Source organism: Thalassospira marina, from assembly GCF_002844375.1.
Classification (GTDB): Bacteria; Pseudomonadota; Alphaproteobacteria; order Rhodospirillales; family Thalassospiraceae; genus Thalassospira; species Thalassospira marina.
The window spans coordinates 3,597,157-3,621,440 of record NZ_CP024199.1 but is presented as its reverse complement, the minus strand read 5'-3'; the positions used below and the strand labels follow the sequence as shown (position 1 = coordinate 3,621,440).

Sequence of the window (24,284 nt, the reverse complement as noted above, 5' to 3'; positions counted from 1 at the left end):
CGGCCATTTGCGCAGATATGCTGCGGAAATGGCCTTTGTCAGGTCGGGCCTTGCCCGGCCCTGTTTCCCGCTTTCGGATCGGAGCCACCATGACCAAAGCCTATCTCGCGCTTGAAAGCCGTTTTCGTCGTATGAACATTCTGGCGGATATCGGCGGTATGCTGCATTGGGATATGGCGACCATGATGCCCGATGGCGCGGCAGAATCGCGCTCTGAGCAGCTTGCCACCCTTGATGTCATGTCCAACGAACTGATCAAGGATGCCGCCTTAAAGGACCTTCTGGCCGAAGCCGAAGGTGAAAACCTGAGCGACTGGCAGCGCGCCAACCTGAACGAGATGAAACGCGAATGGGTGCATGGCAATGCCGTGCCTGGCGATCTGGTCGAGGCGATTTCGCGGGCCTCAACCGCGTGCGAGGTTGCATGGCGCACCGCACGGGCCGAAAATGATTTCGCGGGGCTTTTGCCCAAACTGCAAACCGTACTGGACCTGTCGATTGAGGCTGGCACCGCCAAGGCCGAGGCCCTGGGCTGTTCGGTTTATGATGCACTGCTGGACCAATATGATCCTTCCATGAGCTGTGCGAAGATCGACACTCTGTTTGCCGATCTTGAGGCCTTCCTGCCGGACTTTACCGCCAGCGTCATTGACCGTCAGAAAACCGAAGCCCCGGCCCATTCGCCCAAAGGCCCGTTCCCGATTGAAACGCAAAAGGCTATCGGGCTTGAGCTGATGAAGGCGGTGGGCTTTGATTTTGACCATGGCCGTCTTGATATTTCGCATCACCCGTTTTGTGGCGGCACCGCAGACGATGTACGCCTGACCACCCGTTATAACGAGGCCGATTTTACCAGTGCCATCATGGGTGTTCTGCATGAAACCGGGCATGCCATGTATGAACTGGGCCTGCCTGCCGATTGGCGTTTGCAGCCTGTTGGCAAGGCACGCGGCATGAGCATGCATGAAAGCCAGTCGCTGCTGGTTGAAATGCAGGCCAGCCGCTCGCAGGAATTTCTGACCTATGCGGCACCGCTGTTTAAAAAGGCGTTTAACGGCGAGGGTGCGGCGTGGGAGGCGGAAAACCTTTATCGCCTTTATACCCGTGTCGAACCGGGCCTGATCCGTGTGGATGCCGATGAAGTCACCTATCCGTCCCATGTGATTTTGCGTTACCGCCTTGAACGCGCGCTGATCGAAGGCGATATGAAACTGGCTGATCTGCCCGCCGCCTGGAACGACATGATGCAATCGCTGCTGGGGATTACCCCGCCCAACGATGCCGATGGCTGCCTGCAGGATATTCACTGGCCATCCGGGGCGTGGGGCTATTTCCCGACCTACACCATGGGGGCGATGGCGGCAGCACAACTGTTTGCCGCTGCGCGCAATGCGGTGCCGGGTCTGATGGATAATCTGGCACAGGGTGATTTCGCCCCGCTGATGATCTGGCTTCGCGCCAATGTGCATGGCAAAGGGTCCAGTGCGACCACGGATGAAATTTTGCAGGCCGCCACTGGCGCACCGCTGCAGACAAAAGCGTTCATTACGCATCTGCAAACGCGCTACGGCAGTTAAACGGCGGTTAAACTATTGTAAACGCGGCTTTGGCCGTGATCGGATGGTTGACAAAGCCCCGGCAGTTTGCCGGAATAAATCAACCATCAGGCACCAACGATATATCGAACAGGACCAGACAGGCACATGGCATCAAAGGTAATGGACCGGCAGGTCTTTGCAGCGGGACAGATCATTTTCCGCGAGGGCAAGCCCGGTGGTGCCGCCTATGTGGTGCAGGAAGGTTCTGTTGAGATTTATAAAACCGCTGGCGGTGGCGAAAATGGCGAAGACGTCGTGCTTGGCATTATCGAACCGGGCGGCCTGTTTGGTGAATTATCCCTGATCGACGATGCCCCGCGCATGGCTTCGGCCCGCGCGCGGGACCGTACCGTGGTCATCGCCATTTCCCGGCGCCAGTTTGAATATAAACTTAACGACTCGGACCGGTTCATTCGCGCCATTTTGCGTATTCTGCTGTCGAACTATCGCCAGATCACGCGCCGTTCGGTCAAGATGGAAGCATTGCTGCGCAAACACGGTATTCCGTTCGAGGAATGAGCGCCGCAACCCGCGCGAATTGAACCGCCATTTTGGCAAATGCCCTGTCGCATGTGCCCTGCATTGCCTCAAACGCCCCGAATTGGGATTTACCGGGCCGGATCGGGCTGTATCGGGTCGGGGGCAGGCGCAACCCTACGGGTTTTTGCCCGCGCAGGGCGCCTGCCTGCTATTCATCCTTGACTATGGCGGGGTAAGCCCGCACTAACTCGATATTCTGTGGAAATGGTGATGCAGCCGCCAACCTGGTGCGAAGTGGCGCGTCCCGTTGCCTGATGACCGTATGTTTGTATCAGGAGCATTCAAGTGCGTTATATCAGCACGCGGGGTAGTGCCCCCGTCTTGCAATTCGATGATGTTCTTCTGGCGGGTCTGGCCCGTGATGGCGGGCTTTATGTGCCCGAAACCTGGCCGCAATTCTCGGCTGACGACATCAAATCGTTCCGCTCGATGACTTATGCCGAAGTCGCCTTTGCCGTGATCAAACCGTTCGTGGCTGGCACCATCGATGATGATGCGCTGAAATCGATCCTTGATGAAACCTATACCGGTTTCAATCACACAGCGGTTGCCCCGCTCAAGCAGCTTGATACCAATGACTGGGTGATGGAACTGTTCCATGGCCCGACTTTGGCATTCAAGGATTACGCCCTGCAGGTGGTAGGCCGCCTGTTTGACCATGTGCTGGCCAAGCGCGGCGAACGTATTACCATTGTTGGCGCAACATCGGGCGATACCGGCTCTGCCGCGATTGAAGCCTGCCGGGATCGTGAAAATGTCGATATTTTCATCCTGCATCCGGCCGGTCGTGTGTCCGAAGTCCAGCGCCGCCAGATGACCACGGTGATTGCCGATAACGTCCATAACCTTGCGGTCGATGGCTCGTTTGATGATTGCCAGGATCTGGTCAAGGCGCTGTTTAATGATCACGCCTTCCGCGATGAAATTGGCCTTTCGGCGGTCAATTCCATTAACTGGGCGCGCATCATGTGCCAGATCGCCTATTATTTCTGGGCCGGGGTGCAGCTTGGCGCGCCGGATCGTGAGGTTTCCTTCTCGGTCCCGTCGGGTAATTTCGGCAATGTCTATGCCGGCTACGCTGCCCTGCAAATGGGCCTGCCGATCAAACAGTTTGTCGTCGGGTCCAATTCCAACGACATTCTGGCGCGCTTCTTTGACAAGGGTGTGATGAAAATGGATGGGGTCCACCCCACCATCAGCCCGTCGATGGATATTCAGGTTAGCAGCAATTTTGAACGTCTGTTATTTGATCTTTATGATCGTGACGGTGCCGCCATTGTCGATCTGATGACCGAATTTCGCAAAACCGGCGTGATGGAAATGTCGCAGGGCCGTTTTGCCAGGGCGCGCGAATATTTTGACGGCTACCGCCTTGATGATGACCAGACCCGTGCGGCCATCCTTGATGTGTACCAGAAAACCGGCGAACTGGTTGACCCGCATTCCGTTATTGGCATTGCAGCCGGGCGGGCGTGCAACCGGGACCGTTCGGTTCCCATGATTGCCCTGGCAACGGCGCATCCGGCAAAGTTCCCCGATGCGGTCAAACAGGCCAGTGGCGTTTACCCGGACTTGCCCGAACGCTTGTCCGACCTATATGAGCGACCAGAAAAGGTTGAACCCATTACCAACGATGCCGATGCCCTGATGGCGCATGTCCGCAAGAACCGGCGTGCGGCCTGATAACAGGCAGATGGCAGAAAAGGTCGCATTGTTTGAACAGGAGAATATCTGAATGACAGTCGAGCTGACCGAGCTTGACAATGGCATGATTGTCGCCACTGACCGCCTGGAACATGTGCAGTCGGTGGCCCTGGGTGCGTGGGTGGATGTCGGGGCGCGGAATGAAACGCCCGAAATCAATGGCATTTCCCACATGCTCGAACACATGGCATTCAAGGGAACACGCAAGCGTACCGCCCTTCAGATTTCGGAGGAAATCGAAGCCGTCGGCGGGCAGATGAATGCCTATACCTCGCGTGAAAATACCGCCTATTACTGCAAGGTCCTGCACGAAGACCAGGCGCTGGCAATCGATGTGATCGCCGACATCCTGCAAAATTCGACGCTGGATGAAAAAGAACTTGAACGCGAACGCCAGGTGATTTTGCAGGAAATCGGCCAGGCGAATGACACGCCCGACGATATCGTGTTTGATTATTTTCAGGAAACAGCGCTGCCAAACCAGGCGCTGGGCCGCTCCATTCTTGGCAGCCCGGAAAATGTTTCCAGCCTGTCGCGCGATGACCTGTTTGATTTCATGTCACGCCGCTACAGCGCCAAACGCATGGTGTTTTCGGCATCGGGCAATGTGAACCATAACGAAGTGGTCGATATGGTCGCTTCCAAATTCACCAATCTGCCCGTCCATGAAGACCACGACATGGAAAAGCTGCGCTATGAAGGTGGCCAGCGCATCGAAAACCGGGACCTTGAACAGGCCCATGTCATTTTTGGCCTGCCCACGGTGGCCTATGCCGATGATGCCTTCTATGACGTGCAGGTTTTCAGCATGTTGCTGGGTGGGGGCATGTCTTCGCGCCTGTTCCAGGAAATCCGCGAAAAACGCGGGCTGGTCTATTCGGTTTACAGCTTCTCGTCGCATTATGTCGATGGCGGCCTGTTTTCGATCTATGCCGGCACCGGGCCCGATGACCTTGGCGAGCTGATGCCCGTCATGTGTGACGAGCTGAAACGCGCCACCGTTGATCTGAGCGAAGAAGAAGTCAACCGTGCCCGCGCCCAGCTTAAGGCGATGGTCGTGATGGGCATGGAAAGCAATTCGGCCCGCTGCGAAACGCTGGCCCGGCAGATCCAGGTTCATGGTGGCCCGCAGACCATTCCTGAAATCATGGAAAAGATCGAAGCGGTCGACCTCAAACGCGTCATTGCCGCAGGCGAAGCCCTGATTTCCGGCAAACCCACCGTCACCGCCCTTGGCCCCGTCGCCAAGATGCCGGAATACGATACGCTGGTGGATCGGCTGCGCGCGTGATCTGGCTGTGTTGGTAGGCTGATATCATATTTTTAAACGGCGTCTGTCTTGAGGTGGACGTCGTTTTTTTATTACGCGTTAATTACGATTGTGTTGCGTTGTTAGATTTCTTTGCACAGCGAAGCTATATTATTAATAGCTTGTTTCACTGTGAAGGGATCTCCATTTATCTCGCCAATAACGAAACTTTCTCCAAAATCCACGATAATAGAAAGTAGTCGCTGAAACATCGCCTCGACTCTTGCCCATTCTTCGTTTTTATATGCAACATAACTAACATTGATAGCCGCTTGTGCTTCCTCTCGCGCTATTTCTGGGCAGTCTATGAATTGACTACGTAAATTATTTAGTTCTTGGAATATTATGTCGACCAGTTGCCAGTCTGCGGATTGTGCGGCTAAGGTAATGATATTGTAAGAAATTTTTGCTTGCCCGAGGGCAATTTTCTTGTTCTCCGGAAATTGGATAGCAAGTGTGCTTATAGAATCTATGAAGCTGGCAGCTGCGCGTAGATTGGTATCTTGATAGTAGTAGCTGACCCATGCCGGTGCCATTTTCGCAAAGGAAACCGCGGCCATTTCATTTGTACAGGCTCTTATAATTGAAATGATATTAATTTCGGCTATCTTTTGGGGAAAATCTTGCAAAAGGCGGAGTAAAGCAATTAGCGGTGCCAGTTCTTCAGTGGTTAAAGCGGCATTGAGAAAGTGTGCGCGATCATTGATTGGTTGCTCAACTAATATTTGCGCCAAAAAAAAACTCACCCATGATGTCGGGTTCAAGGGGTGGCAGGAATGTTCCGTGGCCGCCCAAGGCGCTGATCAGCCCTTGATGGTGATCGGGGGGCGGATCGGGCAGATGGCGGGCAAGGGGGCCGTAATCCTCTTGTTTTGTGTCGAGGTCATTAAGGTCTAGCCCTTGTGTTAGTGTTGCCAGTGCCAAGGCGAGTTTATAGCGGGTTAGGGTGCCGCCGCCATCATCTGGTGCGGCGTGTTGCCAGCGGGTGTGTTCTTCGCGCCGCAGCATTCCGGCAAGGACGTCTTCCTGATTAAGCAGGGCGGCGATTTTTACAAAATCGGGTTGTGCTTCTGGTGCTTTTTCAGCTTCGGCGATCATTGCCTCTGCCGTGGCAATGGCAAAAAGCGGGCGGGGCAGGTTGGCGTCGTTTGGTCTGCTATCCACCCTTTGCGCAGCTGCCAGAAGAAGGGCGGGTTCTGGGGGTGTTTGCCCGGCTTTGGCAAAGCGTTCCCGCATCATGTCGGTAATGGCTGTTTCGTCTACGGGTGGGATGGTGCGTCCGTTTTCATCCTCATGCCCGAAGACATGATCCATCACCATCGGCTTATCGCCGTTTTCGGGCAGCATTTTTGCGAGCCAGTTTTCATCGGCCTTACGTTCAAGCAATAAAACCCGAACTGGAAAATCATACTGTGCGGCTTTGCGAGCAAGAATACGCAACAATTTGCCAGTTTTTTCCGGGTGGCCGCTGACATAATCAATGACGATAAAGGTGGGTTGGCGGGGGCGCCATTTTTCAAGATCATTAAAATTTGGCAAATCGTCGATAGACAGGCGACCGGCATCCCAGATGTGTTGTTTTAAGTGTTTGCGGGTGAAGTCATAGGCCAGTCGCGTTTTACCCGTGCCACCGTCACCGGTCAGCAGCATCCAGCGGAAATTAAACAGTCTTCCGCACAGAGACAGGTCACCCGCAAACTGATGCAAAAGCGTTATTTCCGCTCCGCGCCCATAAAGCTCGTCCAGGCCGGATGTATATTTAACACGGTCAAATGCGCCGAGTTTTTCTGGCGTCGTGGATTCTTCGGGCCAACCAAGGGCGGGAGACACCATATCCTGGAACAGGTTGTCGAGGTCCTTTCGGAAGTCCGCAAGTAATTCATCCTTCAGGTTTTCCTGCGCCGTCAGGATGTTTTGAAAACCCTGAATATTATGGATCGCCAGTAAAGGCTCTAGTGCGGTTGCTTCATCGAAAGCGATAATGTCGAGATCTATAGTTTCGCCAGTTTGAAGGGCGCTGAGCAGCTTGTTTTTCAGGTTTGCCTTGGTTTTTTCGCCATGTTGCAAGTTGATTAATTTTTGCAACAGGTCCGCAAGTTTCGGCGTGCGGTCGATAAAGGCCTGCAGGCGTAAGGTAATGGCTTTTCCAATAAAGGATTCCGACCTTGAGACGAGCGCTGTGATCAGGCGAAGGGCGAGATAGTGTAGTGGCGGGCGCAGGCCAAGTTCCTTTAGCTGTGCGAGCAGAATGGCCTTGATTTCTGCATCTGCAAACAGCTCGGAAAGTAACCGGGCTTTGGCAAGTTCGTCTTTTAAAGTGTGCACATCACCGGGCGTCACCAATCTTCCCTTTTTGCCTTTATCTTTGATCGGATGGTGTTTCGCGTGATTGTACAAGGCTGGGTTGCAGGATGCCTATTGATATTTCGATTTTTAAATTTTTGGCTTGAGCGATGTGTTTGGTCATATCGGTAGAGCAATGGAGGCTCGGCTTTTTGTTTGCTCGCGGTTTTGAATGTGCTAAAGTGAAAGCGCTTTCAATATAAAAACTAATAAAATCATCAGGTTAAAAAACGTAATATGAACCTTTCGGCGATATCAGGGTATCTTGGCATGTTTTGGGACGGGTTTTTGGTGACCGCGTCGGTCAGTGCCCTGTCCATTGCCGGCAGTTTTTTGATCGGGGTGATTGTGGCCTTTGGGGCGGTGTCGCGCCGGCCATTTTTGCGCAAGGCGGCACGGGGCTATATCGGGCTGTTTCGCAATATTCCGTTCATCGTGCAGGTGTTTTTCTTTTATTTCGGCCTGCCCGAAATTGGCGTTTATATCGATGCCTTCACCACCGGCACCATGGCGCTGTCGATTGCGGTGGGGGCCTATGCCGCCGATGTGTTGCGCTCGGGTATTGAAAATGTCGATACCGGCGTGATCGAGGCGGCCGAGGTTTCCGGCCTGTCGCGATTTAAAATCTATCGCCGCATCATTTTGCCGATTGCGCTGCGGGTGTCGTTGCGTCCGCTGGGATCGGTGTTTATCAATCTGGTGCTGACCACATCGATCCTGTCGACCATCACGCTTAACGAGCTGACCGGCAACGCCAAGATCGTGGCATCCGATACCTTTCGCCCGTTTGAGGTCTATTTCTTCCTGCTGCTGTTTTATTGCGCGCTGACCTATCTGCTGTCGCTGCTGATCAATCTGTGGCACCGGCATTTAAACCGTTTCATGCGGGGGGCTGAATAATGCGCAATCAGGGCTTTAACTGGCATGATCCGATATTGTGGGCGCAGGGACTGGGCGTTTCGCTGGGTGTATTTGCCGCCTCGATGATTTTGGGCACCGTCATTGGCATCGCCATTGCGCTGGTGCGGGTTTACCGGGTGCCGGTGGCCGCCCCTCTGTTGCTGACCATTAGCGAATTTTTGAAAAACTCGCCGGTGCTGGTGCAACTGTTTTTGGTGTTTTTTGGTGTGCCGGTTTTATTGCAGGTCAATATCACCCCGGCCGAAGCCGCCATTTTTACCCTGACGGGCAATACGGCGGCCTTTATCGCCGTTATCGCCATTTCTGCCATGGATGCCATTGATCGCGGGCAGCTTGATGCCGCGCGCAGCTTTGGCCATTCCGAACGCAGCATTTTGCGTAAAATCATCGCCCCGCAGGCATTGGTGGTGGCGATGCCCGCCCTGATCGGGCTGGCGGTGAACCAGTTGCAGGTCACATCGCTTATTTCCGCCATTGGCGTGATCGATTTGACCAAGGTTGGCCAGATTTTGAACCAGCGCACCTGGCAGCCCTTTATCGTCTGGACCGTGATTGGCGTGACCTATTTCATCCTGTCGCGCCTGCTGGCTGCTGCCGGTGGCCGCCTTGAAACCCGTTTGCGCCGCCACATGGACTGGGCCGGATTATAAGGAATGCGTTTATCGTGATTGAAATAGACAATCTGCACAAAAAATTCGGCGATACCGAAGTCCTGAAAGGCGTGTGCCTGAGCATCGAACCTGGCGAGGTGGTGTCGATCCTGGGGGCTAGCGGGTCGGGCAAAAGCACGCTGATGCGCTGCATGAACGGGCTGGCCGGGCTGAATGGCGGGTCGCTGCTGATTGATGGGCTTGATGTTGCCAAACCCCGCGAATTGCGGGAAATTCGCAAGCGGTGCGCCACCGTTTTTCAGCATTTCAACCTGTATCCGCATTTATCCGTGATCGACAATATCACCCTGGCCCCGATGGATGTGCTGGGCCGTAAAAAGGCCGATGTCGAGGCCGAGGCCCGCGCCCTTCTGGAGCAGGTTGGTCTTGCTGACCGGGCGGATGCCTATCCCGGGCAGTTATCGGGCGGGCAGAAACAGCGCGTTGGCATTTGCCGGGCACTGGCGATGAAACCGCGTTACCTGCTGCTGGATGAAGTTACATCAGCACTGGACCCGGAAATGACCGCCGAGGTGCTTGACGTGCTGGCCGCACTTGCACGTTCGGGCACGACCATGATTTTCGTCACCCACGAAATTGCCTTTGCCCGCGAAATTTCAACCCGCATCGTTTTCCTTGATGAAGGTGTCGTGCGCGCAGATATGCCGACCGACCGCTTCTTTGCCGAAGATGGCGGTTATCGCGATGACCGCATTGCCCGCTTCCTTGCCAAGATGCGTAACAAATAACAAAAAGAATGGAAGGACACGCCCCCATGATCATCGTTGCCAATTCCGAGGCCGGTTCCGGCATTCACGAAGCTGTTGAAATTTTACAAGCCGGGCGCCATGGGCTGGATGCCCTTGAAACCGCGTTAAACCGGGTGGAAGAAGACCCGAAAGTACGCAGTGTCGGTTATGGTGGCTGGCCCAACCTGATTGGCGAAATGGAATTTGATGCCGGTGTCATGGATGGCACAACACGCCGGACCGGATCGGTCGGGGCGTTGCGCGGGGTTGTGCATGCCGTATCGGTTGCGCGCCGGGTGATGACCGACCTGAACCATGAAATGCTGGTCGGCGAGGGCGCTTGCAGGTTCGCAAGTGAAAGCGGTTTCACCGCGCAACCCACGCTATTCCCCGATTCCAAAAAGGTATGGTGGGAAAAACTGGAAGGGATGTTAAGCGCCGATGAGCAGGCCAAATTCCCCGACCTGCCGCTGGCCCCGCTTAACAGTGCCATCACCGACCCGGAAAAAGTACGTGATACCAGTGTTTTCCTGACGATTGACAGCCACAAGGGCATTCATGCCGCCACCAGCACATCGGGCTGGGCATGGAAATATCCCGGCCGATTGGGCGATAGCCCGATTGTCGGGGCAGGGTTTTATGCCGATAGCCGCTATGGCGCGGCGGCCTGCACCCATACCGGGGAAATGACCATGCGCGCAGGTACATCGCGCACGATCGTTCTGGCGATGAAGCTGGGTTATTCCCTGGAGGATGCTGTCAAAATTGCGGTTGATGAACTGCGCGACCTTGAAACCGGCTATCTCGACGGGGTGGTTATTCATGCGCTGGATGCCAGCGGTAACCACAGGGTTGTCAATTTCCGCAACCGGGAAACCATACGCTACTGGTATTGGGATGACACCCTTGCCAGCCCCGAACAACGAGAAGCGGAAACGCTCGCGGACTGATAGACCACAACAAACGGATCAAACAGGAGGCTTCAAAATGCGGTTAAAAGGATTAATGCTGGCCGGGCTTTTGGCCCTGGGTGCGATTGGCGGGACCGCGTCCCATGCCTTTGCGGGCAAGCTGGAAGATATCAAGGATCGCGGTGTGATCCGCATTGGTGTTTCGCTGGGTGGCGAGCCGATTGGCTTTCGCGACGCCGAAAACAACCCGGCGGGCTATGATGTTGATCTGGCAAAACGCCTGGCCGACAAGCTGGGTGTGAAGGTTGAATATACCGATGTCAGCGGGGATGCCCGTGTTTCGATGCTGCTGTCGGACCAGCTTGATGTGGTGATTGGCAACCTTTCGGCGACGCTGGAACGGGCAAAATCAATCAATTTCACCATCCCCTATAACCGTGCGGGCCTGCGTGTGGTGGTGCAAAAGGATTCCGGCATCAAAAGCCTGGATGATCTTGCCGGGCATAAAATTGTGGTTGGTCGCGGATCAACCGGCGAAGCCTTTATCAAGCGCCGCGTTCCCGGTGCCGAAATGGTCTATACCGACAATTTCGCGCCCGATGGCGTGCTTCTGTTAAAACAGCGCCGCGTTGATGCCGGCATCGAAGACAGCTCGCTGGTGGATTACCTGGCCGCGCAGGAAGACAACCTTGTCACCATGAAGGGCCTGTTTTCCAATGACCCGATCGGCATTGGCGTGCGCAAGGGCGATGATGAATTCCTGCGCTGGATGGATATGTTTGTCTCGGAATATATTTCGTCGGGTGACTACGAAACCAGCTACAAAAAATGGTGGGGCGAAGACGCCAACCCGCCGCAGCTTAACCCGCTTTGGTAATGTTTCTGCGCCGCCCTTCGGGGCGGCGTTTTGTCATATCCGGCCTGATTGAACGCGATATGCGCTAGCCGGTATGGCGGGCAAAAAAACGGGTTGGTACGCCAAGGTGGCGTTCGCCCTTGCGTGCCCGGCCATGGTCCACCAGCAGCGATACCACCTGTTCGACGTAATCGCCCTTGTCAAAGCCGATGGATGAAATGGGATAGCTGTGCAGTTCGGTCAGCGACAGATTGTCAAACCCGTAAAGTCGGATACGATCGGGGATGATGCCTGCTTCGCGGTCACGCAGCACATCAAGCACCCCCATCGCCATGGCGTCCGATGTGCAGAAAATGGTATCGGGATAGTGGCGCGGGTCAATTTTTTGCGCGGCGGCCACACCGGCCGCATAGGAATAATCACCCTGCATCTGTTCATGGACAAGAATGCCGTGTTTGGCCAGTGCAGTGCGGTAAAGGGCGATGCGTTGCTGTTCCAGTTCCGAACTTTCGCGCCCGGTAATCAGCGTTGCGGTTTCAACCCGCGCGCGGGCGGCATTTTCAACCGCCTGTTCAATTCCGGGTGCATCATCGGGCTGAACCGAAAGGCTCTGGCTGTCCTGGCGGCCATTTAACATGATGACATGATTGGTACGAAAAAAATCGCGGGCTTGCCTTGGACCAATAAAATCGGAAAAGATAAGCGCGGCATCGACATGATAATTGATGCTGCCCCGCAAAAAGTCCCTCGCACTGCTTACCGATCCCAACCGCACAATTGATGCCTGCTTGCCGACATCCTGCAATCGGCCAATCAGGATATCAAACAGATCCAGGTCACTAAGATCGCCGATATGATTGACAATGATACTGACCAGCCCCGTCTGGCGGGTGGACAGGCCCTGTGCCAGTGGATTGGCGCTGTAGCCAAGTTCACGGGCAGCAGCAAGCACGCGTTCGCGCTTTTCGGCGGCAACCGGTTTCTGGTCGCGCGACAGGGCACGCGATGCCGCGGAAAGCGACACGCCGGCACGGTTGGCAACATCCTGCAGGGTGGGCAGGTTCGTTTTGCGGTGGCGGGCAGTGTATTGGTCAGACAGGGTCAGTTCCCCCGGGTAAGGCAGTGTATGAAGGGCGAAATTATGGGATCGCAAGGCAAGGTTCAATGAAATACGCATTCGATATTGGCGGCACAAAAATAGAATTCGGCGTTTTTTCCGATCAGGGCGAAATCCTGCACCGGCAAAAGGTGGCAACCCCGCTTGAGGATCGCGACAGCTTTACCGGCGCAATTGCGGATCTTGTTCTTGCGGCCGATGCGCAGTTTGGCAATGCATCCGCCGGAAAGGCCCGGCCGCCTGTCGGCATCAGCTTTGCCGGTGGCCTTGACCCCGAAAGCGGCGCGGTGATTTCGGCCAATGTGCCGCCGATCAAGGGCTGGCCGATTGGCGCGGGCTTAAGCGCGGTTTTGCAACGCCCGGTCCGTGTTGAAAATGATGCCGACTGTTTCGCCCTGGCCGAGGCCTGCCTGGGGGCAGGGCAGGGCCACCGGACGGTCTTTGCCATCATCCTTGGCACCGGTGTTGGCGGTGGTATTGTGGTGGATGGCCATTTTATTGGCGGGCGCAGCGGTATTCGCGGCGAATGGGGGCATGGTAACGACATTTCCGGCCCCCTGATGCGCCACGGTATCAAGGCGCGCCAGTGCGGCTGTGGCGGGGCGGCCTGCCTGGACCCGTGGGGGGCGGCGCGTGGCATGGAACGCATTCATGCCGCCCTGCATGGCAAAGACCTTTCCAGCCAGGAAATTACCACGGCCTGGCGGGCGGGTAATGGCAATGCCCTTAAAACCATTGATGTGTTTGTCGATCTGGTGGCGGGGCAATTGCGGCTGATGGTTAATGTGCTGGACCCCGATATCATCCCGGTTGGTGGCGGCCTTGCCGCCGAACCGGGCCTGATTGCGCGGATTGATGCCGTTGTGCGGACCAATGTGCTGGGCCGGTATGACCAGGCCCTTGTGGTGCCGGGCCATTTCTTTGCCGATGGCGGATTACGGGGTGCTGCCCTGCTGCATGATGCAGCCATCTGAAGCCCGGCTGGCTGATGGTTGTCGCCTTGTTTCGTGCCTTGCCTTGCCGTGACGTCATTTTGCCTTTTGCCGCATGTTGTGCGCGGCATTGTCTATGAAGTTTGAATTGGAGCCTCCCCGTGACCCGTATCAGTCATATGACCCTGGAAGTCTGTGTCGAAAGTTTTGAAGACGCGTTGATTGCGGCGCAAAATGGTGCCGACCGGATTGAATATTGTTCAGCCCTTGCCGTGGGTGGCTTAACGCCGACACCGGGCGCCTTGACACGGATGCCGGAAATACCGGTGCCGTGTTTCGCCATGATCCGCCCGCGACCGGGCAATTTTGTTTATAGCGCAACGGAAATTGAAACCATGACCCGCGAAATCGCCATGGCCCGCCAGGCCGGGGCGCAGGGCGTGGTTTTTGGCGCCTGCAAAGCCGATGGCAGCCTTGATACCGAAGCGCTGAAACTGCTGTGTGACGCGGCAGGGGGCTTGGCTAAAACCCTGCATCGCGCATTTGATGTAACGCCCGATGCCTTTGGCGCACTGGAAACGGCGGTTTCGCTTGGTTTTGACCGCATCCTGACGTCGGGGCAAAAAACAACCGCCGAAGAAGGCTGTAACATGATTGCCGACCTGATCGCCCGGGCACAGGGGCGTATCATCATTTTACCCGGAAGCGGCGTGACGGCGGCCAATGCCAGCACCCTGCGGGCCAAAACCGGCACCTCGCAATTGCATGCATCCTGCAAGCAGGCGGCTGCAACGGGCGAAGAAGGCCGCGTTGCCACCGATGGCCGGGCGGTACGCGATTTGCGCCGGGCGATGGATCACTAGCTTTACCACCAGCTGGCCCCGATGGTGGCCCAACAGGCGCAGCAACAGCCGCAGCAGCAGGCTTGCGCATCTGCGCTTTCATGCCTCGGCTCTTGTGCTTCTGTCCCTCCGTTGGCCCTGCATCTGCGCCCTTGCCCCGGTGGGCAGGGCAACATGCCCCTGCCGGGATGTGCGCGCCGGGCTTAATGTGGCCCGCCACAGGGGCGGGTTTGGCCCTGTTGATGGACAGGGTAATATTGTTGCCTTTTTGTGTAAAATGCCGCCTTTGACCAAAGACGAGGTTGTATGTTCTAATCCTAGGTATTATGTTTTGAAAAATTAAACTATACAAACGGATGGTTTCGTAATGAGTTTCACGGGCGCGACAGGTCCAGACCTGAGCAGTTTTGTAACGGCCCCTTTGGTGGCGCCCGTGCTGCCTTATGTGTTTGAACATATTGAAACAGCAGCGGTTATTGCCGATCATAACCGCAATGTGATCATGCTTAATCCCTCGGCCGAAAAGCTGTTTGGTTATAAATCGTCCGAGGTTGTTGGCCGCCAGACCAGCATGTTTTATGCCGATACCGAGGATTTCCGCGATCTGGGCCGCAAACGCTATAACGAGGCGGCATCTGAAACGTCTGAACGGGTGATTGTGCGCTATATCCGCAAGGATGGCACCGTGTTTGAAGGCGAAACATCGGGCGGCCCCATTCGCAACCAGGATTCATCGGAACTGGTTTTTCTGGCCCTGATCACGGACGTAACCGTGCGGATGGAGGCCGAACGCGCGCTGAACCGTTTGCACGAAATTACCTCGTCCCGGCAGCTTGATTTTTCGCAGCGTATTCAGTCGGTGCTGTATCTGGGCACTATGCATTTCGGCCTGCCAATTGGTATTTTCAGCCGTATTGTCGATAACGAATATGAAGTTCGCCATGTGGTGCATCCCGAGGATGCATTGGCAGTTGGAACGACCTTTGAACTGGGCACCACCTATTGCAGCCAGGTTGTGAAGAAGGGCGATGCCGTTGGTTTTCACCATGTTGCCAATAGCGAACTTAAAACCCATCCCTGTTATAAAAACTTCGGTATGGAAGCCTATCTGGGTGCGCCGGTTCTGGTTGATGGCGAACCCTATGGGACGCTTAATTTTTCAAGCCCGTCGCCGACCCGGCCCTTTACCGGCCAGGATATTGAACTGATCCGCCTGTTTGCAGGCTGGATGGGCCATGAAATTGCCCGCCGCACCGACCTTGAAGAATTGCGCCTTGCCCATCAGGAACTGGAATATCAGGCCACAACCGACAGCCTGACCGGCCTTTTCAACCGTCGTCATATGGAACAGCGCCTGTCCCAGGAACTGGAACGCGCCAATCGCCACCGTCGCCCGATGGCCGTGGCCCTGATGGATTTTGACCGTTTCAAACAGTTAAACGATACTCACGGCCACCAGGCCGGGGACAATGCCCTGAAACTGTTTGCCACCGAGGTTGAACGCATCGCCCGCAAAATGGATGTTTTCGCCCGCTGGGGCGGCGAGGAATTTTTGGCCGTCCTGCCCGATACCGACCTTGAAGGCGCGCAGCAATTTTTAACCCGCCTGACAGACGGCATCCGCAATGCCGGTTTTGCTCATGACGGTGTTGATATCGATTTAACGATCAGCGTGGGTGTGACCATGGCACAGCCCGACGACACGCCAGACACCATCACCAGCCGGGCCGATAGCGCCATGTACCAGGCCAAAAAAGCCGGCCGCGACTGCATCCGCGTTGCGGAAATGACGCCAGAGATGGTGTAACGATACCTTCGGAATTTCAGGCAAAAGAAAACCCCTTTGAGGAAAACCTCAAAGGGGTTTGTCTTGGCTGGGGCGGTAGGATTCGAACCTACGGTACACGATACCAAAAACCGATGCCTTACCACTTGGCCACGCCCCATCAGCGTGTGTGGCGCGGAAAATAGCGTCCTATTCCGCCAAGTGCAACCCTCTATTTTGATCCTTTTTGATCCGCGCCGGATTTTTTCGTCTGGCGCGAATTTGGGGCGTGATTGTGGTGTTGGTGCACTGCGATGGGGCCGCGATGAGGTGGTGGTGAAAAGGTGACGATGCGGCGATGATACGGCGATGATTGTGCTGCTGGTGAGGGGGCTGGATAGGGGCGGTTTTTTGTATCCGGTCGCAGCAAATTGCGGGCAGGTGGCCGTTTGTGTGTGATCAGGAGCTGATCTGGCAGTGATCAGGTCGTGGCCCCGGGGTACGGTCAGGGTACGGTCAGTATGTGGTCAGGGTGTGATAACCGGGCGCGAATGGGTTGTGACCGGGCCGTGACCGGGCTGTGGAGCCGGGAGGGATAGCGGGTGATTGGGGATCGGGCCGGTTTTGCGTCAGGCTGCAGGGGATGCGATTTTGCAATCCTTTACCCACCAGTCGGGATTGGTGGTGGCAATTGCAGTGGCGGCGTTGGCGGCCATTTGTGCATCGGGATACAGGCCAAAGCAGGTTGCACCGCTGCCGGACATGCGCGCAAGCAGGCAGCCATCGGCCCGTGCCAGGGCATCAAGCACATCGCAAATTTCGGGCAGCAGGGTGACGGCCGGAAGGGTCAGGTCATTGCGGCAATCGCGCAGTGCATCGGCAAGCGTGGTGATATCGGCAAAGCCCTGATCGGTCGGCCACAGATTGGCATCGGTGAAATCGCCATCGCGGGCGGCGAAAATAGCCGGGGTGGAAACCGCCTTGCCGGGATTGACCAGCACCATTGAAAAACCGGGCAGCGGTGCCAGCGGGGTCAGTTTTTCGCCGATGCCCTGCATCAGAACCGTGCCGCCATCAAGGCAGACGGGCACATCCGCGCCCAGATCCAGGGCAAGCGGTGCGAGGTCCGCCGGGCGGGCTTTGATACCCCATAATTTGCATAAAACACGCAGCGTTGCCGCCGCATCGGCCGAGCCACCACCGATGCCGGATGCCACGGGCAGGTTTTTTTCCAAAATAAGTTCGGCACCCTGGGCAATGCCAAAGCGTTCACGCAGAAGGGTGGCGGCGCGCATCACAAGGTTATCCTTGGCGCTGGCATCTTCCAGGTGGGCGGCCATCGGGCCGGTAACGGCAAGGGTCAGCGTGCCATCATCGGCCGGACGGGCACGAATGACATCGCCGCAAGTGGCAAAGCAGACGAGGCTATCAAGGGTATGATAGCCGTCATCGCGTTTGCCAGTGACATGCAGGAAAAGGTTAATCTTGGCCTGTGCCGGTTCGATCAACTGGGTTTCCATGGCCCTGCCCATTTTTCCGGGTTAATTGGTCGCAGCCATACCGGTTGCGGGTTTTTTGCCATTCAGTTTTGCCAGAACATCTTTGCGAAGTTCTGGAGATGGATCAAATGACAGCGACCGGCGCCATTGAAATTCGGCTTCGTGGTGGCGACCCACCTGATAATAGGCATCGCCAAGATGGTCATTGACCGTGGGGTCATCGGGAATCAGCGATACCGCATGTTCCAGTTCCTCGACCGCCTGTTCGTAATGGCCAAGTTTGTAATAGACCCAGCCCAGACTGTCGACGATGAAGCCATCATCGGGTTTCAGTTCGACCGCGCGTTGCAGCATTTCCTGCGCCTTGTCGAAATTCATGCCCATATCAACCCAGCTATAGCCGAGATAATTGAGGACATAGGGCTGATCGGGCTCCATTTCCAGCGCAAGCAGGAAGTCCTGTTCGGCCTTGGGCCACTGACCGGCCTGTTCATAGGCAATGCCACGACGATAGAGCAAACGCCAGCCAACCGTTTCCGCACCGCCGAGGCGATCAATTGCTTCGCTATAGGCATCGGCAGAGCTGCTAAACTGTTTGGTGGCACGCAGAACATCGCCAAGCTGGATCAGGGCGTCGGCACGTTCGCGGCGTTCGCTGACCATTTTGCGCAGGATGGCAATGGCTTCCTGGTTTTTGTCAATTTCCGTCAGGCTGGAGGCTTCGCGCAGGCGGGCGTTCCAGCTATGCGGGGAATCCTTGGGGATGGATTTGTAAATCGCGATTGCTTCGGGCCAGCGTTTCTGGATTTCCATAACCTCGCCGACCAGAAGTTTGGTCACCGCATCGCCGGGGCGCAGCGAAAGCGAGAAGCGCGCCATCAGCAATGCCGGGTCTACCGCGTTTTCCTGGCTGAGCAGGGTTGCAATATCAAGGTAGCCTTCGGCCAGACCGGAGGCCGGGGTCAGCGCCGTGCTGATCGGCGGTTCACCCTTTTTCAGACGTTCAAGATGATAGGGCATCGCCAGCGATTGCGGGTGACGGTCCATGTAGCTTTGATAGAGCAGTTCGGCTTTCTGGATCTGGCCTTTGCGTTCGTAAATGGCACCCAGGGCCTCGGCGGCGCGCAGGGGCGCATCGGCCGGGTCGCCATAGGCGCTGGCAAGGGCGCGTTCGGCCCCGTTGAGATCACCGAAATAATCCAGGATCAGCCCGCGATGATATTCCGACAGCGGGGCAAGGCTGCTGTTGGCCTGCAATTTATCAAGGGCGGCCAGCGCATCGCTGCGGCGGTCCATGGCGGTATAAAGCCAGGCCTGCGCGATGGGGCGGATAATGGAATTCAGGCCACGGTCGGGCAGGGTATTGATGGTATCAAGGGCAGCCTGGTATTTTTCATGGCGAATATCGGCATCGGCCACGGCCAGCACGGCAAAAAGGTCCTGTGGCTGTTCCTTGATCAGCTGGCTGGCGATGGTTTCGGTATCGGAAATGCGGCCATCGGAAATCAGCGCCAGAAAGGCGCGGCGGCGCAAATCATCGTTTTGGGGTTCCAGTTCCTGGGCGCGCAGCAGGTATTGTGCGGCTTCGGCACTGGCATTGTTGCTTTGCGCAACCTTGCCAGCCAGGAAGTTACCCGCGAAACCGTCGCTTTGCGGATAGTCAAAGGGCTGGTTCTGGGCATTCTGACCGAGTGTGCCACAGGCAGAAAGGGCAAGGGCAGTTACCGGGACCAGAAGATGTAACAGATTGCGCTTCAAGAATTTTTCCTGCGTTTCGTTTTTTGGTCACGGTTTGAAACCATGGTGATCAACCGGCATGTGTCATCCGCCTGATGCTGTTTCGATACCCTACCTATTCGGCCAATATAAGGCAAAGCATTTGCCCGGTTGAACGGTGCCATTTCATCACATCACCGCGATCATGATGTGGGGGAAACGTACGCTGGCGCAAGGCAGGGTGCGGGATATCAGCAATAAAGGGCGGGCTGGGCGGGAACATTCAATTGCGGGCGGATAATTTCAGCCGCGGTTTTGGCAAAGGATGACTTCTGCCCGCTGGGTGCAACATATTCAAGAATGCCAAGGGCATGATCCAGCCCAAGCGCGCGCGCAATCACCCAGCCCGCCAGATATTGCGAGGACAGGCAACCGCCACTGGTGATGATATTGCCCTGGGCGACAAGGGGTTTATCCTCGACCAGGCAACCGGTGGCGGCCAGAAGCGGGCGGGTTTTGGCATCGGTTGTGGCAGTGGCGGGCAAAATGCCCAAACGGTGCAAAAATAGCACGCCCGAACATTGCGCGCCGATCAACTGGCGGGCAGGGTCGAGCGATAATTCATCGATCAGGGCGGGGTTATCAATATGCTCGCGGGTGCGGGTGCCGCTGCCAAACAAAACCACATCGGCATCATTGGCATAGGAAAGCGGTTGCTGGGCGGTAACTTCCACCCCGTTCATCGAGGTAACAGTTTTTTGCGGCGATGCGAGCTGCACGGACCAGCCATCGGCCTTGACCCGCCCCAATATGGACAGGGCGACAAAGCTGTCGATTTCGTTAAAGCCATCCAGTGTCACGATCGCAATTTTCATCAGATAGTCCGCCCGGCAATTAAAAAGGGCAGCTATTGAACGCGCAGTTTGCGACCGAGACAAGGAAAATACGCAAAATCAGCCCGCAAGCGACTGTTTGACCAGCGATATCCAGTAACTGACGCCATAGGGGATGGCGGCATCGTTGAAATCATAGGCCGCATTATGCAGCAGGCAGTTGCCATCGGTCGGCCCGTTGCCGAGCCAGACATAACTGCCGGGCTTGGCATTAAGCATGAAAGCGAAATCCTCGCTTGCCATCGAGGGTTCGGGGCTGGTGTCGATCTGATTGGCGCCCACCACACGCGATGCGGCATCAAAGGCGATGGCGGTTTCGGCCTCGCTATTGATGGTGGCGGGATAGCGGCGCTGATACATCACGCGCGCGGTGCAATCAAAGGCGCGCGCGGTGGCATCGGCCACGGTTTTAAGCCGTTCTTCAACCAGGTCCTGAACCGCAGGGGCAAAGGTGCGCACCGTGCCGCGCAGGGTGGCGGTATCGGGAATGACATTCCAGGTGTCGCCGGCAAACATCTGGGTCGGGGAAATAACCGCACTTTGCAGCGGGTTAACATTGCGCGCGGTAATGGTTTGCAATGCCAGTAAAACCTGGCCTGCTGCCGTTATCGGGTCGCGGCCCAGATGCGGCATGGCGGCATGGCAGCCACGGCCATCAATATTGATTTCAAAAACATCATAGCTGGCCATCATTGGCCCGGCCTGCATGGCCATGGTGCCGACATCGCGGCCCGGCCAGTTATGCATGCCGTAAACCGCATCAACAGGGTGGCTGTCAAACAGGCCTTCTTCGACCATTTCACGGCCGCCACCTTCGTTTTCTTCGGCGGGCTGAAAAATGAAATCGACCGTGCCGGTGAAATCGGGGTTTTCAGCCAGGATTTTGGCCGCACCCAGCAGCATCGTCATATGCCCGTCATGGCCACAGGCATGCATTTTACCCGGATGTTTGGAGGCATAGGGCAAATTGGTGGTTTCATGGATGTCCAGCGCATCCATATCGGCGCGAAGACCAATGCGTTTGCCTGCCCCGCCCTTACCGTGAAGGGTGGCGACAATGCCGGTTTTGGCGATGCCGGTTTTAACTTCCAGTCCGAAAGATTGCAGCTTTTCCGCGACAAAGGCGCTGGTCAGCTTTTCTTCAAAGGCGGTTTCGGGGTGAGCATGCAGATGATGTCGCCAGGCAGTAAATTCATCAACGAGTTCGGTGGCACGAGGATGAAGGGCGGGGGAGGAGGCTGTCATCTGCATACTCTTTGCGCGGTAGAAGGGGCGAATGGGGGCAAAACGGGGAACATGATGCCCCCGCCCTGCAAGATTTTACAATGCTGGTGCCGATCAGACGCCCTGCAGGCGCAGGATCAGTTCAGCCACCAGAACCGAACCGGCATAGGTGCCGAGAAAAACAAAGCAGGCAACCAGAGCCAGTTTCCAGCCCGAATGTTTGGCGACTTCGATTTCCTTTTTGGCAATCGCAAAGCCCGCATAGGCCAGGGCCGGGGTGGCAAGCGCCAGGAAGTTGACCGATTTTGCCTGTGCGACGATCCATTCCGAACCCGGGGTCCAGGGCAGGGTCGCAACAATGCCGACAAGTGAAATCCAGGCGACGCTGGGCAGATAGAAAGGCGCAAACCGTGTGAGCGCGAGGCCAACCAGCGTGATGAAATAAATCACCACCATGCCCATGAAACCATCGGCGAGCGGAATTTTCGGACCCACCGTATTCATCACCAGCCCGACAAGGCAGACAATGATCAGGGTTAGCGCATGATCGACCAGATCGATTTTCGGGCGGCTTGATTGTGTTGCTACTGCACTTTCAGACATGATCAGGCCTCCTTCTTCTGTGCGGTGGCGAGGTCTTTTTTGCCCGCAGTCGCGTTATAAAGTTTTTCCACAATCGGCAGGGCCAGGAACAGCCCGGCATAAAGCCCGGTCGCATAGGTCAGAAGGTTGCTGGCCCCGGCAAGTGCGAGGATTTCTTCCTTCATCGAGGGGATAACCTCGGTCAGGGCACCGGTGCAGGCCGCCATCATCGAGCCACTGCCAATGCCGCATGCCATGGCAAGGGCGCGGGGATCAAACAGGTTGGCACTGGCAAACAGCGAGGCAAGGATGGCGAAAATAAAGGTGCCGAACAGGGTGCCGATCACGTAAACGCCCATGACCCCGGTGCCCTCGGCACTTTTAAGGGTGTAGCGGTCGGCGATGATGGCAAGGTTGGGTTCGCGCGCAATGGAAAAGGTTGCGCCAATCGCCTCGCGGCCCATTTTAAGGCCCCAGACAGCAAGCGGAAACGCCAGAACGATGGTGCCCAGATTGCCCAGTTCCTGAAGCAGAAGGGCGGGGCCTGCCTCGATAATCGTGTTGATTGCCGGGCCGATGGTGGTGCCGAATTTGGCAATAAACGGCATGATCGCAATCACGATTAACGGTGATGCCGCCTGGACTTCTTTTTGACGGATGATTTTGCCGAATTTCGGCACAAGGTTGGGGTTCATCACGGCAGCCATGATGAAGGCATAAAGCAGCGGCAGAAGCAAAATAGCCCCGGCCCCCAACGGAATTTTCTGAATGCCGATCAATTCGGCGATGGCGCCGATAACGATGACGGCAAGATGAAGCCGCCAAAGCTCCAACTGTCCCCGAAACGCGTTCATTTCCCAGTCTCCTTGACGTGGTCGGTGCGATGCAAACAAACGGCGTTCAACGGGCCGGATCTTTTGCATCATCCCTGTGAAGGGCCCTGATCCCAATATCCCCGGCATTGGCAGATTTCACATTTTTGCCATTTTTCGCACCGGAGATTTTGACCGAGAATGAAAACTCGACCGGGGTGGAGCAAGTGCCATTTTGGGATGGCTTTGTTGCCAAAACGGCAACAGCCTGTCAGGTTCGGGAATGTTCGTTCGGGTAGCTTGCCGCGCCGAATGCCTCCATCCGCTGGCAGATCATATTGGCAACTGCGCGGACCGCTGCGGTTTTGGGCCTGCCTTTGCGTACCAGAAGGTGTGATGGCACACGCGCCAGATAGGGATTGGTCAGGGGCACGGCCACGACCTCGCCCCTGCGTAATTGTCGCGATACGGCAAAGGCCGGCAAAAAGGTTATGCCCCCCCGGACAGGACAAAATGAATGGCGACATTGATCGAATCGGCTGTCAGAAAGGCATCGCGCGTCAGCCGGTTGCCCTGGTCGACATTGGCAAGAAGTTTGGCAACGCCGAAATGCGGGTTTAACAGGGCAAGCGGATAATTCACAGTATCGGCCAGCACGCAGCTTTGTTTTTTTGCCAGGTCAAAATCCGGCGGGACAAGGGCGCAAAGGGGGGCGTGGTCCTCGGCCAGAAGTTCCAGATCCGGGTTGCGCGGCGGGTTGAACACAAGCCCCATATCATAATCATCGCGCAGGATGCCGTGGGTCATTTTTTCGGTGCCTGCCACGTCGATTTCAAGGCGGATATCGGGGAATTCATCGCGCAACGGGCGCACAACATGGTTGACCAGATCAACAACAAATCCTTCGCCGCTGGCAATGCGCACCGTCCCGGCAATGGCCCCGCGGGCAGCGGCCAGGTCAACGGCAAAGGCTTCGTCCATTTCAAAACGGCGGCGGGCGTGGGCGGCAACCATATGGCCCGATTCCGTAAAAATGATGCCGCGTTTGGTGCGTTCCATCAAAAGGGTTTCAAGGCGGTCTTCAAGGGCCGCGATCTGGCGGCTGATGGCGGATGGCGCAATGCGCAGGTTTTCGGCAGCCGTGCGGATGGACCCGGCCTCGAACACGGCCAGAAAATAGCGTAGCGGTTTATCGTCGATCTTCATGGCGGTGGCCTGACTGGAAAGGGTGACATGCCCTGATCGGGGATCGGGTGTGAGGCTGATCACGTAATCAGACCATATCTGTTGCTGTTTCGGCAACAACATGTTCCGGCAATTG

At 56.2% G+C, this 24,284-nt stretch carries 23 protein-coding genes and 1 tRNA gene; 12 read left to right on the top strand and 12 right to left on the bottom strand.

Annotated elements, in window-relative coordinates:
• The first annotated feature begins 89 nt into the window (after window positions 1-89).
• From CSC3H3_RS16515 to CSC3H3_RS16500, 4 genes are all read left to right on the top strand, one after another.
• Window positions 90-1,577: a carboxypeptidase M32 gene (locus CSC3H3_RS16515; RefSeq protein WP_101285547.1), complete on the top strand. Its 1,488-nt coding sequence runs from the start codon at window positions 90-92 to the stop codon at window positions 1,575-1,577.
• A gap of 126 nt (window positions 1,578-1,703) precedes the next feature.
• Window positions 1,704-2,117: a Crp/Fnr family transcriptional regulator gene (locus tag CSC3H3_RS16510; protein ID WP_101266425.1), complete on the top strand. Its 414-nt coding sequence runs from the start codon at window positions 1,704-1,706 to the stop codon at window positions 2,115-2,117.
• A 306-nt stretch (window positions 2,118-2,423) separates the two neighbouring features.
• Complete coding sequence (thrC, locus tag CSC3H3_RS16505; RefSeq protein WP_101285546.1) at window positions 2,424-3,821, top strand: threonine synthase; 1,398 nt, start codon at window positions 2,424-2,426, stop codon at window positions 3,819-3,821.
• Window positions 3,822-3,873: 52 nt separating this feature from the next.
• On the top strand, window positions 3,874-5,133 hold the full coding sequence (locus tag CSC3H3_RS16500; protein WP_101266420.1) for a M16 family metallopeptidase: 1,260 nt from the start codon (window positions 3,874-3,876) through the stop codon (window positions 5,131-5,133).
• A 101-nt stretch (window positions 5,134-5,234) separates the two neighbouring features.
• Here CSC3H3_RS16500 and CSC3H3_RS16495 read toward each other — a convergent pair whose 3' ends face one another.
• Together CSC3H3_RS16495 and CSC3H3_RS16490 are read right to left on the bottom strand one after the other, a co-directional pair.
• Window positions 5,235-5,897 carry a hypothetical protein gene (locus CSC3H3_RS16495; RefSeq protein ID WP_157831934.1) on the bottom strand — a complete coding sequence of 221 codons (663 nt, stop codon included), beginning with the start codon at window positions 5,895-5,897 and terminating at the stop codon, window positions 5,235-5,237.
• Complete coding sequence (locus CSC3H3_RS16490; RefSeq protein ID WP_101285544.1) at window positions 5,866-7,491, bottom strand: P-loop NTPase family protein; 1,626 nt, start codon at window positions 7,489-7,491, stop codon at window positions 5,866-5,868. Before CSC3H3_RS16490 ends, CSC3H3_RS16495 begins: the two co-directional genes overlap by 32 nt.
• Before the next feature lie 273 nt (window positions 7,492-7,764).
• Here CSC3H3_RS16490 and CSC3H3_RS16485 point away from each other — a divergent pair, with 273 nt between their 5' ends.
• The 5 genes from CSC3H3_RS16485 to CSC3H3_RS16465 are packed head-to-tail and all read left to right on the top strand — an operon-like array spanning window position 7,765 to window position 11,602.
• Window positions 7,765-8,394, top strand: coding sequence for an amino acid ABC transporter permease (locus tag CSC3H3_RS16485; protein WP_215907517.1), 630 nt, complete (start codon window positions 7,765-7,767; stop codon window positions 8,392-8,394).
• Entirely contained in the window at window positions 8,394-9,065 is a 672-nt protein-coding gene (locus CSC3H3_RS16480) for an amino acid ABC transporter permease (RefSeq protein ID WP_101285543.1), read from the top strand. The genes CSC3H3_RS16485 and CSC3H3_RS16480 overlap by 1 nt, the downstream gene beginning before the upstream one ends.
• Before the next feature lie 14 nt (window positions 9,066-9,079).
• The gene (locus CSC3H3_RS16475) at window positions 9,080-9,814 is read left to right on the top strand and encodes an amino acid ABC transporter ATP-binding protein (protein ID WP_101285542.1); all 735 of its coding nucleotides are present in this window, start codon (window positions 9,080-9,082) and stop codon (window positions 9,812-9,814) included.
• Window positions 9,815-9,840: 26 nt separating this feature from the next.
• Window positions 9,841-10,764 carry a glycosylasparaginase gene (locus CSC3H3_RS16470; protein ID WP_101285541.1) on the top strand — a complete coding sequence of 308 codons (924 nt, stop codon included), beginning with the start codon at window positions 9,841-9,843 and terminating at the stop codon, window positions 10,762-10,764.
• A 37-nt stretch (window positions 10,765-10,801) separates the two neighbouring features.
• Window positions 10,802-11,602 (top strand): transporter substrate-binding domain-containing protein, encoded by an 801-nt coding sequence (locus CSC3H3_RS16465; RefSeq protein ID WP_101285540.1) that lies wholly within the window; start codon window positions 10,802-10,804, stop codon window positions 11,600-11,602.
• 64 nt (window positions 11,603-11,666) lie between these two features.
• Here the strand turns inward: CSC3H3_RS16465 and CSC3H3_RS16460 are convergent, their stop codons facing one another.
• Window positions 11,667-12,758, bottom strand: a complete 1,092-nt coding sequence (locus CSC3H3_RS16460; protein WP_101285539.1) for a LacI family DNA-binding transcriptional regulator — start codon at window positions 12,756-12,758, stop codon at window positions 11,667-11,669.
• On the opposite strand from CSC3H3_RS16460, the gene CSC3H3_RS16455 reads away from it, so the two are divergent.
• The 3 genes from CSC3H3_RS16455 (at window position 12,746) to CSC3H3_RS16445 (ending at window position 16,279) form a co-directional block, all read left to right on the top strand.
• Window positions 12,746-13,672, top strand: coding sequence for an ROK family protein (locus CSC3H3_RS16455; protein ID WP_101286280.1), 927 nt, complete (start codon window positions 12,746-12,748; stop codon window positions 13,670-13,672). The two genes, CSC3H3_RS16460 and CSC3H3_RS16455, sit on opposite strands and share 13 nt — an antisense overlap.
• A gap of 119 nt (window positions 13,673-13,791) precedes the next feature.
• The gene (locus CSC3H3_RS16450; protein WP_245881151.1) at window positions 13,792-14,493 is read left to right on the top strand and encodes a copper homeostasis protein CutC; all 702 of its coding nucleotides are present in this window, start codon (window positions 13,792-13,794) and stop codon (window positions 14,491-14,493) included.
• 346 nt (window positions 14,494-14,839) lie between these two features.
• Window positions 14,840-16,279: a bifunctional diguanylate cyclase/phosphodiesterase gene (locus tag CSC3H3_RS16445; protein ID WP_101285537.1), complete on the top strand. Its 1,440-nt coding sequence runs from the start codon at window positions 14,840-14,842 to the stop codon at window positions 16,277-16,279.
• Window positions 16,280-16,343: 64 nt separating this feature from the next.
• On the opposite strand, the gene CSC3H3_RS16440 is transcribed toward CSC3H3_RS16445, so the two are convergent.
• The 9 genes from CSC3H3_RS16440 to CSC3H3_RS16405 form a co-directional block, all read right to left on the bottom strand.
• Window positions 16,344-16,418 (bottom strand) — tRNA-Gln (locus CSC3H3_RS16440).
• Between the two features lie 448 nt (window positions 16,419-16,866).
• A complete protein-coding gene (locus CSC3H3_RS16435) occupies window positions 16,867-17,757 on the bottom strand; it encodes a 4-(cytidine 5'-diphospho)-2-C-methyl-D-erythritol kinase (protein WP_101285536.1) in 891 nt (296 codons plus the stop codon).
• A gap of 21 nt (window positions 17,758-17,778) precedes the next feature.
• Complete coding sequence (locus CSC3H3_RS16430; RefSeq protein ID WP_101285535.1) at window positions 17,779-19,494, bottom strand: tetratricopeptide repeat protein; 1,716 nt, start codon at window positions 19,492-19,494, stop codon at window positions 17,779-17,781.
• Between the two features lie 209 nt (window positions 19,495-19,703).
• Window positions 19,704-20,327, bottom strand: a complete 624-nt coding sequence (locus CSC3H3_RS16425; protein ID WP_101285534.1) for a DJ-1/PfpI family protein — start codon at window positions 20,325-20,327, stop codon at window positions 19,704-19,706.
• Between the two features lie 78 nt (window positions 20,328-20,405).
• Entirely contained in the window at window positions 20,406-21,596 is a 1,191-nt protein-coding gene (locus CSC3H3_RS16420) for a M20 aminoacylase family protein (protein ID WP_425444966.1), read from the bottom strand.
• An 87-nt stretch (window positions 21,597-21,683) separates the two neighbouring features.
• Window positions 21,684-22,172, bottom strand: coding sequence for a hypothetical protein (locus CSC3H3_RS16415; RefSeq protein WP_101266375.1), 489 nt, complete (start codon window positions 22,170-22,172; stop codon window positions 21,684-21,686).
• Window positions 22,173-22,174: 2 nt separating this feature from the next.
• A complete protein-coding gene (locus CSC3H3_RS16410; protein ID WP_101285533.1) occupies window positions 22,175-23,005 on the bottom strand; it encodes a DUF3100 domain-containing protein in 831 nt (276 codons plus the stop codon).
• A 229-nt stretch (window positions 23,006-23,234) separates the two neighbouring features.
• A complete protein-coding gene (locus CSC3H3_RS25115) occupies window positions 23,235-23,402 on the bottom strand; it encodes a hypothetical protein (RefSeq protein WP_281262534.1) in 168 nt (55 codons plus the stop codon).
• 50 nt (window positions 23,403-23,452) lie between these two features.
• Window positions 23,453-24,265, bottom strand: coding sequence for a LysR family transcriptional regulator (locus tag CSC3H3_RS16405; RefSeq protein WP_281262533.1), 813 nt, complete (start codon window positions 24,263-24,265; stop codon window positions 23,453-23,455).
• Window positions 24,266-24,284: the final 19 nt, after the last annotated feature.

Coding starts and splice junctions, on each gene's coding strand:
- CSC3H3_RS16480 (WP_101285543.1), top strand. CDS start 8,394: ATGCGCAATCAGGGCTTTAACTGGCATGATCCGATATTGTGGGCGCAG.
- CSC3H3_RS16465 (WP_101285540.1), top strand. CDS start 10,802: ATGCGGTTAAAAGGATTAATGCTGGCCGGGCTTTTGGCCCTGGGTGCG.
- CSC3H3_RS16455 (WP_101286280.1), top strand. CDS start 12,746: ATGAAATACGCATTCGATATTGGCGGCACAAAAATAGAATTCGGCGTT.
- CSC3H3_RS16510 (WP_101266425.1), top strand. CDS start 1,704: ATGGCATCAAAGGTAATGGACCGGCAGGTCTTTGCAGCGGGACAGATC.
- CSC3H3_RS16420 (WP_425444966.1), bottom strand. CDS start 21,596: ATGCAGATGACAGCCTCCTCCCCCGCCCTTCATCCTCGTGCCACCGAA.
- CSC3H3_RS16445 (WP_101285537.1), top strand. CDS start 14,840: ATGAGTTTCACGGGCGCGACAGGTCCAGACCTGAGCAGTTTTGTAACG.
- CSC3H3_RS16515 (WP_101285547.1), top strand. CDS start 90: ATGACCAAAGCCTATCTCGCGCTTGAAAGCCGTTTTCGTCGTATGAAC.
- CSC3H3_RS16460 (WP_101285539.1), bottom strand. CDS start 12,758: ATGCGTATTTCATTGAACCTTGCCTTGCGATCCCATAATTTCGCCCTT.
- CSC3H3_RS16425 (WP_101285534.1), bottom strand. CDS start 20,327: ATGAAAATTGCGATCGTGACACTGGATGGCTTTAACGAAATCGACAGC.
- CSC3H3_RS16435 (WP_101285536.1), bottom strand. CDS start 17,757: ATGGAAACCCAGTTGATCGAACCGGCACAGGCCAAGATTAACCTTTTC.
- CSC3H3_RS16415 (WP_101266375.1), bottom strand. CDS start 22,172: ATGTCTGAAAGTGCAGTAGCAACACAATCAAGCCGCCCGAAAATCGAT.
- CSC3H3_RS16500 (WP_101266420.1), top strand. CDS start 3,874: ATGACAGTCGAGCTGACCGAGCTTGACAATGGCATGATTGTCGCCACT.
- CSC3H3_RS16485 (WP_215907517.1), top strand. CDS start 7,765: ATGTTTTGGGACGGGTTTTTGGTGACCGCGTCGGTCAGTGCCCTGTCC.
- CSC3H3_RS16410 (WP_101285533.1), bottom strand. CDS start 23,005: ATGAACGCGTTTCGGGGACAGTTGGAGCTTTGGCGGCTTCATCTTGCC.
- CSC3H3_RS16470 (WP_101285541.1), top strand. CDS start 9,841: ATGATCATCGTTGCCAATTCCGAGGCCGGTTCCGGCATTCACGAAGCT.